This is a genomic window from Allobosea sp. GW821-FHT10B12 (assembly GCF_059415545.1).
The window spans coordinates 583,425-600,652 of record NZ_JBWKNL010000002.1; the positions used below are offsets into that span (position 1 = coordinate 583,425).

Below are 17,228 nucleotides of genomic sequence, written 5' to 3' on the forward strand. Positions count from 1 at the left end.
CCTTGCGAACCGGGGCGGCGACGCCCCGGTTTTTTGTCGAGACGGCAGCGCAAGCAGCGCCGCGCAACAAGCGGCTAGAGGTAGCGGTTGTGGCCGAAGGTGACGCTGCCGACGGCCGTGGCAAGGTCGTTGCCATATTCCACCGTGCCGACCCGGTTCATCGTCGTGCCGGTGAAGACGGTGGGCACGATGCCGCCGATGCTGGCGCCGCGCACGATGTTGCCGGAAACGATGACAGAGCGGCCCGCATTGGTGACCGCCTCGTTCGACACGCCGACGCCGATGGCGACGTTGCGCACGAAATTGCCGGTGATGACGAGATCCCGCGCCGCGGTATTGATCCCGGCCTGAATCCCGACGCGCGCCGCACCTTCGATGAGATTGCCCGAGACCACGCAATCCTGCTCGATGATGATCCCGTTGCCGATGGTCGAGGGCGGATAATAGCCCGGGTCCGGGATCGGGTTGTCGGTGACGTTGGAAATGCGGTTGCCTTCGACCACCACGCTGCGCGCCGTGCCGTCGCTGAATTGGCCGGAATTGGCGACGAGGATGCCGCTCCCGACCGTCTCGAGACTGTTGTTCGAGACGATGCATCCGGTCAGGTCGATGCCGGCTCCGGGCGCCTCGATGAAGATCGCCACCTCGCGGGTGTTATAGATGTTGTTGTTGCTGACATTGTGCAGCCCGCCGCCATTGCAGCGGATCGCCGAGAACTTCGTGCTGAAGATCTTGTTGTCGGTGATCGAGACGCCGACTGCCCGGAAGATGCTGACGCCGTTGCCGTTCTGCCCGGTCCCGCCGGCGACCGTATCGATGCCGTTGATGAAGTTGCCGGTGATGGTCGAGCTGTCGCCTGTGATCGTATCGCGCCAGATGGCGATACCGTTGTTCTGCATGCCGGCAATGGTGTTGTTCAGCGCCTTGATCTGAGCGTTCTCGCTCCAGATCCCGACCGAATGGTTGCCGAAGTAGCAGGCGCGGAAGACGGCGCCTGAAGAGCTCGCGACATAGGCGCCGATGCCTGGCGAGTTGAGCACCTGACAATTCTCGAACGCAATATCCTGCGCATTGTTGGCGATGGCGATCAGCGCCGGACGGCCGAACACATAGTCGGACAACGCCCGATTCTGCCCATCGAAGGTGATTCCGTCGAAACGGACCTGATTCTGCCCTTCGATTCGAAGGAAAGTGTTCACGCCGTTGAAGCGCAGCGACACCGATCCGGGGATTGCCCGGGCGTAGAGCGGCTTGCCGCCGCCATTGCTCGGCAGAACCGTGGTCGTGCCGGAGTCGTAGACGCCAGGCTGGAAGAACAATGGTCGCCCCTGATTGCGGGCGTAGTCGAAGACGGTCTGCAAATCCGTGAACGCCGTCCAGCCTGCGCTGGCCGCGGCGGTTCGGGCCACAACGGTATCATCGAACAATGCGAATGAGGGCATATGAATCTCCTCAAAAGAGCTGAAACATAACGTGAACAAACTAGGCAATTATTCCTACAATGTCAACCCCGTAATGGCGTCGATCGTGGCGTGGAAGAGTCTCGCGTAACGTGACCTTCAGCCTTTTTGGCTATGCTCGCGCGCCAAACGTCCGCAGCGAGGCCTCGGTCCCTTGAAGGTCATTTCGATCAATGGTCGCTTTCTCGGCCAACCGCTGACCGGGGTTCAGCGCTTCGCACGCGAACTCACGGCTGCGCTCGACAGACGCATCGGACAGGGCTCGCTTCCGTCGGCACTTCAGGATGCGCGTTGGCGCATCCTCATGCCGGAAGGCGTGGCGGCCGACCTGCCGCTCCGGAACATCGCTTCCACCCAGATCGGCCGGTCAACCGGGCATTTCTGGGAACAGACCACGCTCGCCTGCGAAACCCGCAACGACATTCTCGTCGGCTTCGGCGGTAGCGGCCCCCTCTTCCATCGTCGCCAGCTGGTGGTCATTCACGACGTCACGATCTTCCGCCATCCGGAAGCCTTCACGCGCAGTTACCGCGCAACCCATGCGCTCCTTGGCTTCACGCTGGCCCGTACGGCTCGGATCGGCACCGTTTCGCACTTCTCGCAGGAGGAGCTGAGCAAGGTCTTTCGGATACCGCATGACGCAATAGCCGTGATCCACAATGCACCCGACCATTTCGCCGCGCTCGAGCCGGACAATTCGGTGCTGGACCGGCTCGATCTATATGGTAAGAATTTTTTCCTTCTAGTTGGCACCCTCAAGCCGAACAAGAACATCGCCTTCGCCGTCGATGCCTTCACCGCCCTCGGATTGCGCGATTGGAGCCTGGTCATCGTCGGGAGCATCGAACCCGGCGTGTTCAGAACCACGACCATCGGCGCGGCAGATAATCTGCTCTTTCCGGGACGCCTTTCGGATGCCGAGATCGCGGCGCTGGAGCAGCGCGCCGGGGCATTCGTCTTCCCCAGCCTCTATGAAGGCTTCGGCATTCCGCCGCTGGAAGCGATGACCCAAAGCTGCCCCGTGCTCGCAGCCGACATTCCTCCGGTTCGTGAAGCCTGCGGCGAGGCCGCGCTCTATTTCGATCCACGCGACCAGGACAGCCTGATGCGGGCGATGCGGCAGATCGTCGATAATCCGCCGCTGCGCGCCGAGCTCGTCGCGAAAGGAAGCGCCAATGTCGCGCGCTTCTCCTGGGAGAAGAGCGCGGATGCATTGCTGGCCGTTATCGCGGACATGGCGGTGCCGAACGCGCGTTGAGCCCTCAGTCCAGGGACAGGATGCGTAACGGATCGAGCCGGCCGCGGGCGCAATCCCATAGGGCAAGCAGATTGCCCCTTAACCGGCCGCGTCGATCGACCATGCCTTGCGGTCCGAGACTGCCGAGAAGATTGGCCCCGGCATTCCCGATGGCAAAGCGCAGGGCCCGCGGCCACCGCATGGTACCCTTGCGCGCGACATAGATCGTGTTCGCGATCTGCGAATAGCCGAAGCGGAAGCCGGATGTGCGGCCGCGCTTGACGCCACGGTGCACGCCGCGCAACGCGGTGGAAAGCACGATCCGGCCCCGGCCAGCGAGCTGGCCGGAGAAATCGATATCCTCGTGCCAGCCATAGAGCGGCAGGTTCTCATCGAACCGAGCGCCGATATGGCTGATCGCGGCCATCCGGAAGGCCATGTTGCAGCCATAGACGTTCTCGATCGCCGAAAGGCTAGCCTCGTCAGGCGGCCGGTCGTTGGCCAGAATGGCGAGCGCTTCGGACAAGCCGATGCCCGGACCGCGTATTCCGTCGGCCAGGACATGGCCGGTCGCGGCGATAATGTCCGGATATCGCAGGAACAGTCGCTCGGTTTCGGCGATGAAGCGATCGGCCGGCAGATAGTCGTCGTCCAGGAACAGGATCAGATCGGCGTCGCCTGCGGCATCGAGGATGGCGTTGCGCTGCGCGCTCGACCCTCGCGGGCCATCGATGCGCTCCACCGGAATCGCAAGGCTCGCCGCATGGTCCCAGTCGACGTCATCCGGGGCAACGGGGCAGATCAGGATGCGCTCCGGGCGGCGCTCCTGCCGCTCGAGTTGCGAGAGCGTTTCCCGCAGGACCTCACGACGCCCCGTCGTGGCGATGCCAACGACGATGACAGCGGATTCGGTGTGGGAGTTATCGGCCATGGTGCCTCAACGCGCGATCCAGCGGACAAGGGTGGACAAGGGATAGGCGCCAACAGCGATCGTCGCGGCGAGCGCCGCGCCAGTCGACGGCAAGAGATCGCCGGCAAACCAGGAGGCGCTCAGCCAGGACAGCACAAGTGCGGCTCCGGACAGTAGCACTGGCGTCCAGGGCATGACGAAAGGTTGCCCGCGTAGCATCAGCACGCCGATCGCCATCGCAATGGCCGCACCGCCAGCCGCTCCTGCGGCGATCGCCGAATCGGTGCCGGCAAAGAGCGTGACCGCCGCCAGAGCGCCGGCGCAGGTCAGGATGCAATCGAGTGTCGCCAGCCCGATGATGGCGGTCAGGCGTCGCTGCAGGTGCGCCGGTGTCGGCAGCAAGGTGCTGATGAGCGCCCGCAGCAGCGCCAGCAACAGGACGAATGGCGCTGTCCGCAGGAACGAGGCCTGCAACCCGGCCGGGATGACGGCCCAGCTCGCAAAGCCGAGCAGAGCGATCACGCCGGCAGCGCCGATCAGGGAGAATCCCGTCAGCATCGCATAATAGCGGCCGAGTTCCGTCCGGATCACCTCGGCATCGCCCTTGCGGTCGAACAGCGAGACCAGCTCCGGATAGCGGATCGCCTGCAGCGACGACACGATCATCACGAAGGGACGCTGCAGGAGGTCGAGCGCCAGCATCGGCCCCGCGGCAGCCGTGCCGAGGGCGCTGAGCAGGATAGCCTTGAGACCTAGCGGCGTGAGCAGGTTCGCGACGCCGGCGGCGGCGGAGACGCCGCCATAGACCAGGTTCCGCCTCACGATGTCGGTACGCCAACAGGCGAAGACAGGCAGGATATGGCGCGCTCGCCCCCAAGCCACGGCGCAATAGATCAGGTTGCCAGCCAGGATCCCCGCGAGGACGTGGCCGAAATCGGCATGGATCACGGCGCCGGCGATCGTAGCTGCCGCCAGGATCGTGGCGCGCGCGCCTTGTAGCCAGGAGAACAGATGGAATTCCTGGCGGAAGCGCAGCATGGTCAGATGCAGCTCTCCCACCCCCTGCAGGATCGCCACCACGCCTGCGATCAAGCCGAGCCAGATCGAGACGCCGAAGAGCGGCGCGGCGAGAGCCGCGAGAAGACAAAGGGCCGCGCTGCCCGCGAGTTCGGCTACGATGACGCCGCGCTCGGTCCGCTCACTCTCATCGTCCTGCCCCGGATAGAAACGGCTGCAGGCCGCGCGGATCCATTGAAAGCAGGCAATGTCGGCGAACTGGGCGATCGAGATGAACAGCGAATAGGCTGCGTAATCAGAGGCCGGCAGCAGGTTGGAAACAGCAATGAGGAGGCCGAGGGCAAGGACGGACTGATAGAGATACGACCCCAGTGCGGCGATCTTGGCCATCGCCGCCTCAGATTGTCCGCCGCGGCACGATCTTTCGCAGCTGAGGGGTGTTTTTGACCTTCCCCCCAACGTCCTCAATCGAGCTGCAATCGCCGACGATCACCACGCGCATGCCGAGCCTCCCATCGAGGCTCTTCTAGCTCTCAAAGATTGAGGAAGCGCTGACGCGGCTCAGCGCAGGGCGACAACCACCAGGCCCAACAGTGCGACGATCGCAGCGCCCCACCAGAGCCGGCGCAGCTGAGCGGCTTCGACGTCGTGTCGCGTCTCGAAGCCCGAAAGCTCCTCATAGGCGAAGGATTCACCAGCGAAGCGCGCAGCCCGCTCGAGGCCGGCGATACGGATCTTGGGAACTGCGGAACGCGACGCCACGTGACCTTCCCCCTTGGTACCAGCTTAGCCGAATGCGCGGCCGGGACCAGTCCCGATTCGCCTGTCGATGATGAGACCCCGGCCGTTAACGGCTGCTGAACCGGCAAGCGACGAGCGTGGTTCCACGAGGCGGCTGTGCCATCCCGGGATGACACTTCGGCGACGGCCTCGCTCATCCTGACTTTCGGCGACGGTCCGATCGGTTTATTGCGGAGAAGCGGCGGGTTATAGGGGCTCCGGCAAGCGGCCGCCGGGCCGATACGGTATCCTGCAGGCCAAGCGAATCAGCGAGCGCGGTGACGATGACGGACGATCTCTTCGGCGAAGACGGCGGCAAGGACATGCGCGAGGAATCGCGTGCGCCCGCCCCTGCGCCGAAGCCGGCCGCACGCCCTGCCCCGGCTCCCCGCAGTGGCACGCCGTCCGAGGCAGGCTACGACGCCTCCGCGATCGAGGTGCTCGAAGGGCTAGAGCCGGTGCGGCGCCGGCCGGGCATGTATATCGGCGGCACCGACGAGAGGGCGCTGCATCACCTTTTCGCCGAGGTGATCGACAACGCCATGGACGAGGCGGTCGCCGGCCACGCCAGCTTCATCGATGTCGAGCTCTTTGCCGACGGCTCGCTCGCCGTCACCGACAACGGCCGCGGCATGCCGATCGACCCGCATCCGAAGTTTCCGGACAAGTCGGCGCTCGAAGTGATCATGACGATCCTGCATGCCGGCGGAAAGTTCGACTCCAAGGTCTACGAGACCTCGGGCGGCCTGCACGGCGTCGGCGTCTCTGTCGTCAACGCGCTCTCCGATCTGGTCGAGGTCGAGGTTGCGCGCGGTCAGATGCTCTATCGCCAGAGCTTCTCGCGCGGCATTCCGCTGGGACCGCTGGAGACCGTCGGCCGGGCGCCGAACCGGCGCGGCACCCGCGTGCGCTTCCATCCCGACGCGCAGATCTTCGGCGAAGGCGCTCATTTCGTCCCGGCGCGCCTGTTCCGCATGGCTCGCTCGAAGGCCTATCTTTTCGGCGGGGTCGAGATTCGCTGGCGCTGCGCACCCTCGCGTTTGCTGCCCGAGGGCGACGTCGCGGCCGAGGCGGTGTTCAAGTTCCCTGGCGGCTTGCGCGACTACCTCGCCCGCGAGATCGAGGGCAAGGACCTCGTCGCCGAGCCGATCTTCTCGGGCAAGATCACCAAGGAAGGCGGCCACGGCTCGCTCGAATGGGCGGTGGCCTGGCTCGCGACCGGCGAGGACGGCTTCTCCTCCTCCTACTGCAACACCATCCCGACGCCGGAAGGCGGCACGCATGAATCCGGCCTGCGCATCGCCCTGCTGCGCGGGTTGCGCGATCATGCCGAGCGCATCGGCCAGTCAAAGCGCATGGCGCAGGTCACCGCCGACGACGTCATGGCGACCTGCGCCGCCATGCTCTCGGTCTTCATCCGCGAGCCGGAATTCCAGGGCCAGACCAAGGACAAGCTGGCGACGCTGGAAGCGGCCCGCATCGTCGAGAACGCGATACGCGATGCTTTCGATCATTGGCTCGCCGCCTCGCCGCAGCAAGCGCTGAGGCTGCTCGACTGGTCGGTCGACCGGGCCGAGGAGCGGCAGCGTCGCCGGCTCGAGAAGGAAGTCTCGCGCAAGACCGCGACGCGTAAGCTGAGACTGCCTGGCAAGCTCGCCGATTGCAGTAATGCTGGCGCGGCAGGCTCCGAGCTTTTCATCGTCGAGGGCGATTCCGCCGGTGGCTCGGCCAAGCAGGCGCGCAATCGCGCCAACCAGGCGATCCTGCCTCTGCGCGGCAAGATCCTCAACGTCGCCAATGCGACGCGCGAAAAGCTCAACGCCAACCAGCAGCTCGCCGACCTGATCCTGGCGCTGGGCTGCGGCATCGGCAGCCAGTTCCGTGAAGACGACCTGCGTTACGAGAAGGTCATCGTGATGACCGACGCCGACGTCGACGGCGCCCATATCGCCTCGCTCCTGGTCACTTTCTTCTGGCGTCAGATGCCGCGCCTGATCGAGAAGGGCCATCTCTATTTGTCTGTGCCGCCGCTCTATCGGCTGCGCCATGGCACCAAGTCCGTCTATGCCCGTGACGATGCCCACAAGGACGAACTGATCGAGACTGTCTTCAAGGGCAAGAAGCCGGAGATCGGCCGCTTCAAGGGCCTGGGCGAGATGATGCCGGCCGAGCTCAAGGAGACCACGATGGACCCGAGCAAGCGCTCCTTGCTCAAGGTCATGGTCGATCATGAGGCGAAGGAAGAGACCTCCGACACGGTCGAGCGACTGATGGGCAACAAGCCGGAAGCGCGCTTCCTCTTCATCCAGGAGCGGGCCGCCTTCGCCGGTGAGCTGATCGACCTGTGAGGCGAAGACTGGCCGGCTTGCGCGCCGGGCTCCCCGGCAAGTCTGCCGGGCTGCCTCGTACCGCGCACGCGCCCATCCTGCGGGCATGCCGACCGATCCGCACGATGCCGACCATGACACTGCCCGGCGCCATAGACCTGCGCCCTATCTCTGGCCGCTGAGCGCATGGGCGAGCCTCCTGCCTCTCCATCTCGACGCGATGCCCAGGCAACGGGACACGCCTCACTCTGGGCCGATCTCGAAATCTTCCACGCCATCGCGGCCACGGGCGGCCTTGCTCTGGCGGCGTCTGCGCTCGGACTGAGCGAGACGACAGTCGCGCGACGCCTGAAAGCCTTCGAGGCGCGGCTCGGCGTGCCACTGTTCAAGCGCGGCGCCAACCGGCTGATTCCGACCGAGATCGGCCTCTCGCTCGCCGAGGATGCGGCAGCGGCGGCCGAGGCCGTCGCGCGTTTCGAGACGCGGGCAAACGCCGCCCGCGCCCGCGGCGACGCCCCCGTCCGTATCACGGCGACGACGTCGATCAGCCTGTTCCTGACCCAGCACGCCGCCCGTCTCTCGGCTGCCGCCGGCGGCATCGAGATCGTCATCATCAGCACGCGCGAGCGGCTCGATCTGGCGCGCGGCGAGGCCGAGATCGCGATTCGCATGCGCAAGCCGCCGGGAGAAGCCGGCTATTTCGGCCAGAAGGTCGGCAAGCTGGCGCAGGCCTTCTACGTCCGCCGCGATGTCGACCCGGCGACCGCGCCGGTGATCTCGGTCAGCCGGGACGTGTCGTCGCGCATAGAACAGCACATCCTCGCTTGGGCGGCGGGGCGGCCGATCGCTGCCCGCGTTGGAGACTCCGCCGCGCGTTATGAAAGCATCCGCTCGTCAGGCGCGGTCTCGATGGCGCCCTGCTTCCTGGCCGATGCCGACACGAGTTTGATCCGGCTGGAGGAGCCGCCCGAGGCGACCGCCGACGAGATCTTCCTGGTCTCGCATGAGAGCAGCCGGCAGCGACAAGCCGTGCTGGCCACGCTCGAAGCGCTGCGCAAGCTGTTCCGTGAACACCGGGGCAAGCTCGAAGGGCACGCCTGAAAGATTGTCCCGACAGCGGAGACAAACCGCTAACCAAGTTTTTACAGCAGCCGGCGCAGAGTTTCCTCACCGGCGCCTGGCGCCTCTTCTTGATACCTGGAGAGCAGCGATGCGTCTCGTCATCGCCTTCCTGCGCAATCAGCGCGGCACCATGGTCGCCGATGTCGCCAAGGCCGGCGCGGCGATCGCCTTCCTCTCCGTCATCGCTGCCAACTTCGTCTCGAGCCATACAGCCCAGCTCGACCGCGACGCGATGCGCCAGGCCGCTCAAGCCGCGGCCAAGGGCCAATCATTTGATCCCCTGACCACCGGCTCGATCGTCAAACGGGCCGGCGAGACCAGGCTCGATCCCTGCGTGGCCCCGCGCTGAGGTCAAGCGAGCCAGTCGAGCAGCGCCGACGTCACCAGTTCCGGCGCTTCCAGCGTCGAGAGATGGCCGCAGCCCGGTATCTCCAGATAACGCGCCCTCGCTCCGATGCCGGCGGCGATCTCGCGCGCTTCGTGCGGCGGGGTGATCGCGTCCTCTGCGCCGACGACAACCAGCGCGGGAACCGAGATCGTACCGAGGACAGGCCGGGCATCGGACCGGCCCATGATCGCACGCTGCTGACGGATGAAGCCAGCTGCTCCCACGGCCTCCGCCATTGCTTTCACTTCGAGCCGCAATGCCTCGTCTACAAGCCGGTCGGGTGCGACCAGCTTCTGCCAGAGCACGGTCACGACATTGTCGAAGGCGCCCTTCCCGGCCAGCGCGATCATCTGCTCGCGCGGTGCGTTGGTCTCAGAGGTCGGCGGTTTGGCGGTGGTATTGAGCAGAGCCAGCCGCGTCACACGTTCCGGTGCGCGCCGCATCACTTCGAAGGCGATGTAGCCGCCCATCGACAATCCACAGAGCGCGAAGCGCTCCGGTGCGGCTGCCAGCAACCGCTCGACCATGCCGGCAATCGTGTCGTCGACAGTGTTGTCGGTGACGAGAATCTGCCGGCCCGATGCCAAGGCCGGCCATTGCGGGGCATAGAGTGCCGGCGTGCTGTTCACCGCGGGGATCAGGACAAGCGGCTCCGGAATCCTGGTCTGAGTCGCAAGCATTCTTGAGCAACCTCGCTGGAGTCGAATTCGATCAGGTTCGATCAATCTGATCGATGAATCGGTCTCCTCTTTCGGATGGATACCAGTTTTATCGATCGGTCTGAGATGCAAGCTGATTGGAACAGGCCCTAGAATGTTGACTTTGCCCTGTTTTTTCTGCATTCCACGGGCGTCCGAAGGCGCGCAGGCAAGCAAAGTCGCGCCACCGTCGCGGTTGAACGGTCATCCCGCCACGTGTCACCGACCCTTGAGAAGCGCAACCCTCGATGTCTTTTGCCGAACTCGGCCTGAGCGATAAAGTTCTCACGGCGGTCTCGACCGCCGGCTATACGACGCCCACCCCCATCCAGGCCCAGGCCATCCCGCACGTACTCGCCCGCAAGGACGTGCTCGGCATCGCCCAGACTGGCACCGGCAAGACCGCTGCCTTCACCCTGCCGATGCTGACGATCCTGGAAACCGGCCGCGCCCGCGCCCGGATGCCGCGTACGCTGATCCTCGAGCCGACGCGCGAGCTCGCCGCCCAGGTCGAGGAGAATTTCGTCCGCTACGGCGTCAACCAGAAGCTTTCGGTGGCGCTGCTGATCGGCGGCGTCTCCTTCGGCGACCAGGATGCCAAGATCACCCGCGGCGTCGACGTGCTGATCGCGACGCCCGGCCGCCTGCTCGATCATGTCGAGCGCGGCAAGCTCCTGCTCACCGGCGTCGAACTCCTCGTCATCGACGAAGCCGACCGCATGCTCGACATGGGCTTCATCCCGGACATCGAGCGTGTCTGCAAGCTGGTGCCGTTCACGCGCCAGACGCTGTTCTTCACGGCGACGATGCCGCCGGAGATCACCCGGATCAGCGAGCAGTTCCTGCACAATCCGGTGCGCATCGAGGTCGCCAGGCCAGCGACCGCCGCCGCGACGATCACCCAGCGCCTCGTCGCCTCGCACAACCAGGACTACGAAAAGCGCGACACGCTGCGCCGGCTGATCAAGGATGCCAAGGATCTGCAGAACGCGATCGTGTTCTGCAACCGTAAGCGCGATGTAGCAACGCTGCACAAATCCCTGCAGAAGCATGGTTTTCCGGCCGTGGCCCTGCATGGCGACATGGATCAATACGCCCGCATGGCGGCGCTCGACTCCTTCCGTACCGGCGAGAACCCGATCCTCGTCGCCAGTGATGTCGCGGCGCGCGGCCTCGACATCCCCGCTGTCAGCCACGTCTTCAATTTCGACGTGCCGACCCATGCCGAGGACTATGTCCACCGCATCGGCCGCACGGGCCGCGCCGGTCGTGAAGGTGCGTCCTTCACCATCGTCACCCGGCATGACGACAAGCTCGTCGCCGCGATCGAGAAGCTGACCGGCCAGAGCATCGAATGGGCTGGGCCGGGCTTGGAGAGCCTGCCGGCGGCGGAACCGCGCGAGGAGCGCCGTGGTGGCCGCCGCGGCGAGGAACGACGCGAAGGCGGACGTCCCCGGCGAGGCCGCGATGGCAAGCCGGCGCGGACGGAAAGCCGACCCGAGCGGAGCGAAAGCCGACCGGAGCGGGCCGAGCCCGACGCCGTGCGCGGCAATGATGCTCCGCGCTCGCCGCGCCGCGAAGAGACCTCCGGCAACGGCGCCCCGCGCGGCAACCGGGGCCGCTCGCCGCGCCGTGACGACCTCGACGATGGCCCGCAGGTCAAGGGCCTCGGCGACCACGTGCCTGCCTTCCTGCTGCGCCCCGTCCGCGCCGGCTGAATCAGGCATCCTGGCAACCTTGCATTAACTCCGCTTGTCCTACGGTCAGGCGCGTAGCGGGCGCGGAAGAATTTCGCGTCCGGCGGGGACAGGACGTCATGACCACCAGCCGCTCGGGCTTGCCGCAGGCTCACGACCTCGCCGAACAGGTTGTCGCGGCGATGCGACAGCATTATTCCCCAGGCTATCCTCGCGCCTTCGAAGTCTGGTACGCCCATCTCAGCGGTGAGGTGCCCGCTCTCAGCATGGCAATGGATGCGGTGATCGCCGCCAGCAACGGCGAAGTCGGCGCCGCCGACATCGACACGCTCTACGAGAAGTTCATCAGCACCGATCGCCTCTCGCGCCAGGCCGAGCGCACCAGCCTGCAGGTGCTCGCCGAGATCGACAGCATGATGGCGCTGGTCGACCGGGCGCTGAGCTCGACCGAGCAATATCACGGTCGGCTCTGCGCGATGTCGGAAGAGGTGCCTCCCTCGGCTGACCGGCAGAAGCTGCGCGAATGGGTCGAGGCCCTGGTCCTGTCGACCCGCGAAGAGGTCGCGCGCAAGACCCAGCTCGAAACCCAGCTGCGCGAAAGCGCGCACGAGATCCACAATCTGCGCGAGGCGCTGGAATCGACGCGGGCCGAGGCTCTGACCGACCCGCTCACCGGCCTCGCCAATCGCCGCCATTTCGAGGAGATGCTGCAGAAGGCGATCGATCAGGCCACCTTGCGGCGCGAGCCCTTCGCGCTGGTCATGGCCGATATCGACTTCTTCAAGCACTTCAACGACATGCATGGCCATCTGACAGGAGATCAGGTGCTGCGCCTGGTCGCCAAGACGATGAAGGACAAGTTCAAGGACAAGGCGATCATCACTCGCTTCGGCGGCGAGGAATTCGCCATCATCCTACCGGAGGCAGACGTCGTCGCGGGCAAGTTCGGCGCCGAGACCGTGCGTCAGGCGCTCCTGACCCGGGAACTGGTGAAGCGCTCGACCAATGAGAGCCTCGGGCGCATCACCATCTCGCTCGGCGTCGCGGTCTATCGGCGCGGCGACACCGCGAGCTCGATCGTCGAGCGCGCCGACAATGCGCTGCTTCAGGCCAAGCGCGACGGGCGCAACCGCACCGTCACCGAGGACGCGGTCCAGGACGCGGCGAAGGTCGCCTGAGCGGCCGCTTCTTCAGCGCCGCTTCGCTCGCCGCGGCCAATGCGAGCTCGGTGAAACGGCGCAGAAGCTCCTCGTCATCGAAGGCTGCCGCCGGCAGGCGCCAATAGCCGGTCTCGCGCTTGCGGCTGCGTGCGACATAGCGAAACGGCTCGCTGCCGGCCGCGATGAATTCAGGCCGGGTCGTATCCGTGGTCTTCAAGAAGATCTCGCCATCGAAGGTGAGCGCGAACATCGCCTCGCCTGAGTAGATGCCGAGCCCGCCGAACATGCGGCGCGTGCGGACCACAACCACCGGCGCGAACAGCTCCGCGATGGCCGCGGCGTCCATCTCGGCTACTGAGCCGCCAGCGCAGTCTCCGTGCGCGGCTTGATCTCGACCGATTCGCCACAGCCGCAGGCCGAGACCTGGTTCGGGTTGTTGAAGACGAAGGTCGAGGAGAAGCGGTCGGTCTTGAAGTCGAGCTGCGTGCCGAGCAGGAACAGCACCGCCTTGGCGTCGACGACCACGGTCGCGTCCTTCTCGGTCACGACCTCGTCGCCCTTGCCCGTCGCGCGTGCGACCTCGAAGGTGTATTCCATGCCGGCGCAGCCGCCCTTCTTGACGCCGACGCGCAGGCCGAGCGCGGGCGAATCCGGGTTGTCACGCGCCGACTGCGCCATGATCTCGCGAATGCGGGCCGCGGCGGCATCGGTCAGAGAGACCACCTTCAGGCCGGGTATCGAAAACATTCCTCGTCCCTCCTCGACCGGATTCAAGGTCCGGTGAAAACAGGATTGCTCACGGCAACATAAGGATTGCTGAGCGCAACGTCGAGATGCGCCGGCCGGGATGGCGCCATTTGCCTGCGTCCATTGCTTGCAACGCAGGCCCGTGCACTCTGCCGGGACCATTCCAATCACCGACTGAGAGCCATGACCTCGTATCGCCTGCACCGGCCCGACGCGCTCCGCGCCCTCGCTCGCGCCATGATCACCGCCGCCGGCTGGAGCGAGGCGGAGGCGCAGGAGACGGCCGAGCATTTGGTGCTCGCCAATCTCAGCGGCCATGACAGCCATGGCATCGGCATGTTGCCGCTCTATTTCAACTCGCTCGCCGACGGCCATCTGAAGCCGCAGGCCAAACTCAGCATTCGTAGCGAGGCTGGCCCCTTCCTGATCGCCGACGGCAATGTCGCGCTCGGCCAGCCGACCGCCCGCAACGCGGTCGATCGCGCCATCGCGATCGCGCAGGTCGGCGGTGTCGCCGTGCTCAACCTGCTCGATTCCCATCATATCGGCCGCATCGGCCATTACTCCGAGGTCGCGGCGGCGGCTGGCCTGATTTCGGTGTTCTGGGTCAATGTCGCTGGCCGGCCACCAATCGTCGCGCCCTTCGCCGCCAAGCAGGCGCGCTTCGGCACCAATCCGATCTCGATCGGCCTGCCGGTGCCCGGCGGCGAGCCACTGATCCTCGATTTCGCCACCAGCCGCATGGCGCACGGCAAAGCGCGCGTCGCGCTCAACAAGGGCGTCAACGTGCCGGAGGGCTACATCATCGATGGCGAGGGCCGCCCAACCGTCGAACCAAGGCATGTCTTCCTGCAGGAGGGACTGCCCCTCGGCGCGCTGCTGCCCTTCGGCGACCACAAGGGCGCCGGCCTCTCGCTGATTGCCGAATTGCTTTCGGCCGGGCTGATGGGCGCCGCACGCATCGATCAGAAGCCGCACAAGACCTGGATCATCAATTCGCTGTTCGGCGTGCTGATCGACCCCGCCCGCCTCGAACCCGACGCCAGCCTGCGCCAGCAGCGGATCGAGAGCTATCTCGCCTTTGTCCGCGCCGCCGCACCGCAGGATCCGTCGCAACCCGTACTGGCGCCGGGCGACAAGGAGCGCAAGACACGGATCGAGCGCGAGCGTGACGGCATTCCGCTCGACGACGAGACCTGGTCGCAGATCGCCGCCGCCGCCAAGGCCCATGGTGTCGGTGCCGAGAGTTTCTAACCACTGTTAGGTTCGGGCCGTTGGCGATCGCGCGTATGCTGCTCGGCGCCCTTCTGGTGCGCCAGCCAGGGCTCGCGGCGGATGGTCCAGAGCTCATAGGCCGGCACCAGCGCGCTCGGCGGGCTGTCCAATGTGCCGAGCTTGATCTCGATCTCGTCGGAATCTTCCGCCCAGCAGAACAGCGGCGAGCCGCAATTCGGGCAGAAGCGCTCGCCGCCCGCTCGGCTCTGCCAGCAGCCGAGCTCGCCAGACAGGATCACACTGGCTCTGGGCCAGATCCCGAAATACGAGAAGGATGAGCCGGAGCCCTTCCGGCAAGTCTCGCAGTGGCAGATGCCAACCCGGATCGGCTCGCCGTCGAGTTCGTAGCGGACTTGTCCGCAATTGCAGCCACCGGAGAGTTTCATCGTGTCGCCCTCGGGTTTTCACCGTCACAAGCGGCAAACCAACGAGTGTGACCCGAACTGGTTCCAGAGACCAGTCTGACAACGCCTCAGCCCGGATGGCCAGCGTCGCCCCGCATCACTCCGGAAGGCCGGCCTTGCGGAAGCCGTCGACAAAGCGCTCACGCAGCGCAGCATCGCGGAATGGCTCCATAGCCGCCCAATGGCGGATGCTGAAGTCCGGATTGCCGACCAGGAACAGTTCGGCCTCCGCGCGCGCCTCGTCGAGATAGCCGAGCTGGGCCAGGCTCGCCGCCAGGAAGCGGCGCGAGCTCGTCCGATGGGTCTTGTCCCGGCGCAGCGCCTCGACTGCGGCCTGATACTCGCCGGCCGCATAGAGCGCCTGGCCGAGTGGCAGATAGTACCAGCTCGCCGGAAACGGATTCAGCCGGAAGGCCTTGCGGATGTGCTCGAGGCCTTCATCGACCCGCCCGGCCAGCACCGTGATGTCGGAGAGTGCTGCCCAGGCGTCGGCCTCGTTCGGGTCGAGCTCGATCGCCCGGGCAAATTCCGCATCCGCCGCGGCGAAATTGCGCTCATAGGCGAGCAGATAGGCCAGGGCCCAGCGGCAGCCAGCATCGCCCGGATCGATCGTCACGGCCTTGCGCGCCAGCTCCAGCGCGATGCCGCGGGAGGCCTTGCTGGGGCCGCCGGAATGCACCCAGCCCATCCAGTGGTTCAAGGCGAGCCAGCGATAGGCCTCGGCATAATCCGGATCGAGCGCGATCGCACGCGTCAACAGCAGATGCGCCTCTTGAGCGGCCTGTGGCGTATCGTCCATCAGCCGGCGCGCCCGCACGCAGAGATCATAGGCTTGGAGACTCTTCGGCCGCTGACGCGGTGGCGGCGGGCGCAGACGGCCGAACAAGGCCTCGACGATCCTGGCCGTGACCTCGTCCTGGACAGCGAAGATGTCGTCGAGCTTGCGGTCGAAGCGTTCTGCCCAGAGATGATCGCCAGTCAGCGCGTCGACCAGCTGGGCGTTGATACGCACGCGCCCTGCAGCGTGCCTGACGCTCCCCTCCAGCACATAGCGCACGCCGAGCTCTTCGGCGATCTCGCGCACAGCCCTCGCCTTGCCCTTGTAGGCGAAGGCCGAATTGCGCGCGATGACGAACAGCTCCGATGTCCTGGACAGATCGGTGATCAGGTCCTCGGTTAGCCCATCCGCAAAGGTTTCCTGCTCGGGATCGTTGCTGACATTGGCGAAGGGCAACACGGCGACCGACGGCTTGGCGGGCAGTGGCAAGGGCTTGCGCTGCGCATCGCCGAGTTGTTCGACCACGCCCGTGAAGCGGTAGCCGACACGCGGGATCGTGGCGATCCATTCCCCGCCAACGGCAGGCGTACCGAGCACCTTCCGCAATTGTGCGACTTGGACGGTGAGGTTGCCCTCCTCGACAGCCATCCTTGGCCAGGCCGCGTCGAGCAGCTCGGCCTTGCTCAGGATGCTGCCAGGCCGCGCGACGAGCGCCGCGAGAAGCTTCAGGCCGCGATAGCTGGCGGTGACAGGGACATCGTTCTCGAGGAGTGTTCCCGCACTCGAATCGAGCACGAATGGGCCAAAGGCAAAGCGCGATCCCGGCATAAGGCCAATCCATAGCCCGTTTGGAAGTTTTTGGAACTCTTCGGGCGGGCTTAAGGACCACCCCGCCTGCATCAAGCAGAACGAAACCTCCCCTCACTCCGAGCGCAGAGCGCTCACGAACCATGGGAGGTTGCCATGAATGATGCTGCTCCCACTCTCGCGACGTCACCACAAACTGCACCGCAAGGCATCCTAGCGACCTGGTGCGAGCGGATTCGCGCGCGCTGGAAGCTGGCGCAGATGGCGCAGGAGAATCCGCATCTGCTCAAGGATATCGGCCTCACGAAGCAGCAGGTTGAGACCGAGATCGCCAAGCCGTTCTGGCGGAAGTAGCGCGCTTCAACGATGTGGATCGAAGCGTCGGCTCCCGTCACCAATCGGAGTCGTTTGGGCTATCAAT

The 17,228-nt window shown here is 65.6% G+C and carries 17 protein-coding genes; 8 read left to right on the forward strand and 9 right to left on the reverse strand.

Annotation, left to right across the window (positions count from 1 at the left end):
• Positions 1-74: 74 nt before the first annotated feature.
• Complete coding sequence (locus AC07O0_RS08080) at positions 75-1,409, reverse strand: TIGR03808 family TAT-translocated repetitive protein (protein WP_494621732.1); 1,335 nt, start codon at positions 1,407-1,409, stop codon at positions 75-77.
• 205 nt (positions 1,410-1,614) lie between these two features.
• Here AC07O0_RS08080 and AC07O0_RS08085 point away from each other — a divergent pair, with 205 nt between their 5' ends.
• Complete coding sequence (locus AC07O0_RS08085) at positions 1,615-2,718, forward strand: glycosyltransferase family 4 protein (RefSeq protein ID WP_494621734.1); 1,104 nt, start codon at positions 1,615-1,617, stop codon at positions 2,716-2,718.
• A 4-nt stretch (positions 2,719-2,722) separates the two neighbouring features.
• Here AC07O0_RS08085 and AC07O0_RS08090 read toward each other — a convergent pair whose 3' ends face one another.
• From AC07O0_RS08090 to AC07O0_RS08100, 3 genes are all read right to left on the reverse strand, one after another.
• Positions 2,723-3,628 carry a glycosyltransferase family 2 protein gene (locus tag AC07O0_RS08090; protein WP_494621736.1) on the reverse strand — a complete coding sequence of 302 codons (906 nt, stop codon included), beginning with the start codon at positions 3,626-3,628 and terminating at the stop codon, positions 2,723-2,725.
• A 6-nt stretch (positions 3,629-3,634) separates the two neighbouring features.
• Complete coding sequence (locus tag AC07O0_RS08095; RefSeq protein ID WP_494621738.1) at positions 3,635-5,014, reverse strand: hypothetical protein; 1,380 nt, start codon at positions 5,012-5,014, stop codon at positions 3,635-3,637.
• A gap of 171 nt (positions 5,015-5,185) precedes the next feature.
• Entirely contained in the window at positions 5,186-5,386 is a 201-nt protein-coding gene (locus AC07O0_RS08100) for a hypothetical protein (protein WP_454027464.1), read from the reverse strand.
• Positions 5,387-5,688: 302 nt separating this feature from the next.
• Between AC07O0_RS08100 and parE the strand changes: the two genes are divergently transcribed.
• From parE to AC07O0_RS08115, 3 genes are all read left to right on the forward strand, one after another.
• Positions 5,689-7,752: a DNA topoisomerase IV subunit B gene (parE, locus tag AC07O0_RS08105; protein WP_494621740.1), complete on the forward strand. Its 2,064-nt coding sequence runs from the start codon at positions 5,689-5,691 to the stop codon at positions 7,750-7,752.
• Positions 7,753-7,917: 165 nt separating this feature from the next.
• On the forward strand, positions 7,918-8,832 hold the full coding sequence (locus AC07O0_RS08110) for a LysR family transcriptional regulator (protein WP_494621742.1): 915 nt from the start codon (positions 7,918-7,920) through the stop codon (positions 8,830-8,832).
• A 109-nt stretch (positions 8,833-8,941) separates the two neighbouring features.
• Positions 8,942-9,202 (forward strand): hypothetical protein, encoded by a 261-nt coding sequence (locus AC07O0_RS08115; RefSeq protein ID WP_494621744.1) that lies wholly within the window; start codon positions 8,942-8,944, stop codon positions 9,200-9,202.
• A 2-nt stretch (positions 9,203-9,204) separates the two neighbouring features.
• Here AC07O0_RS08115 and AC07O0_RS08120 read toward each other — a convergent pair whose 3' ends face one another.
• Complete coding sequence (locus AC07O0_RS08120; RefSeq protein WP_494621746.1) at positions 9,205-10,083, reverse strand: alpha/beta fold hydrolase; 879 nt, start codon at positions 10,081-10,083, stop codon at positions 9,205-9,207.
• A gap of 104 nt (positions 10,084-10,187) precedes the next feature.
• Between AC07O0_RS08120 and AC07O0_RS08125 the strand changes: the two genes are divergently transcribed.
• Both AC07O0_RS08125 and AC07O0_RS08130 read left to right on the forward strand, forming a co-directional pair.
• Positions 10,188-11,657, forward strand: a complete 1,470-nt coding sequence (locus AC07O0_RS08125; RefSeq protein WP_494621748.1) for a DEAD/DEAH box helicase — start codon at positions 10,188-10,190, stop codon at positions 11,655-11,657.
• A gap of 98 nt (positions 11,658-11,755) precedes the next feature.
• The gene (locus AC07O0_RS08130; protein ID WP_494621750.1) at positions 11,756-12,814 is read left to right on the forward strand and encodes a GGDEF domain-containing protein; all 1,059 of its coding nucleotides are present in this window, start codon (positions 11,756-11,758) and stop codon (positions 12,812-12,814) included.
• On the opposite strand, the gene AC07O0_RS08135 is transcribed toward AC07O0_RS08130, so the two are convergent.
• Together AC07O0_RS08135 and AC07O0_RS08140 are read right to left on the reverse strand one after the other, a co-directional pair.
• Positions 12,774-13,142, reverse strand: coding sequence for a TfoX/Sxy family protein (locus tag AC07O0_RS08135; protein WP_494621752.1), 369 nt, complete (start codon positions 13,140-13,142; stop codon positions 12,774-12,776). The genes AC07O0_RS08130 and AC07O0_RS08135 overlap by 41 nt on opposite strands.
• A 5-nt stretch (positions 13,143-13,147) precedes the next feature.
• The gene (locus AC07O0_RS08140) at positions 13,148-13,543 is read right to left on the reverse strand and encodes a HesB/IscA family protein (RefSeq protein WP_494621754.1); all 396 of its coding nucleotides are present in this window, start codon (positions 13,541-13,543) and stop codon (positions 13,148-13,150) included.
• A 183-nt stretch (positions 13,544-13,726) separates the two neighbouring features.
• On the opposite strand from AC07O0_RS08140, the gene AC07O0_RS08145 reads away from it, so the two are divergent.
• Positions 13,727-14,797 carry a malate/lactate/ureidoglycolate dehydrogenase gene (locus tag AC07O0_RS08145; protein WP_494621756.1) on the forward strand — a complete coding sequence of 357 codons (1,071 nt, stop codon included), beginning with the start codon at positions 13,727-13,729 and terminating at the stop codon, positions 14,795-14,797.
• On the opposite strand, the gene AC07O0_RS08150 is transcribed toward AC07O0_RS08145, so the two are convergent.
• A complete protein-coding gene (locus tag AC07O0_RS08150) occupies positions 14,794-15,204 on the reverse strand; it encodes a GFA family protein (RefSeq protein ID WP_494621758.1) in 411 nt (136 codons plus the stop codon). The two genes, AC07O0_RS08145 and AC07O0_RS08150, sit on opposite strands and share 4 nt — an antisense overlap.
• 115 nt (positions 15,205-15,319) lie before the next feature.
• Positions 15,320-16,828, reverse strand: a complete 1,509-nt coding sequence (locus tag AC07O0_RS08155; protein WP_494621760.1) for a winged helix-turn-helix domain-containing tetratricopeptide repeat protein — start codon at positions 16,826-16,828, stop codon at positions 15,320-15,322.
• Positions 16,829-16,963: 135 nt separating this feature from the next.
• On the opposite strand from AC07O0_RS08155, the gene AC07O0_RS08160 reads away from it, so the two are divergent.
• Complete coding sequence (locus tag AC07O0_RS08160) at positions 16,964-17,161, forward strand: DUF1127 domain-containing protein (protein WP_494621762.1); 198 nt, start codon at positions 16,964-16,966, stop codon at positions 17,159-17,161.
• Positions 17,162-17,228 lie beyond the last annotated feature (67 nt).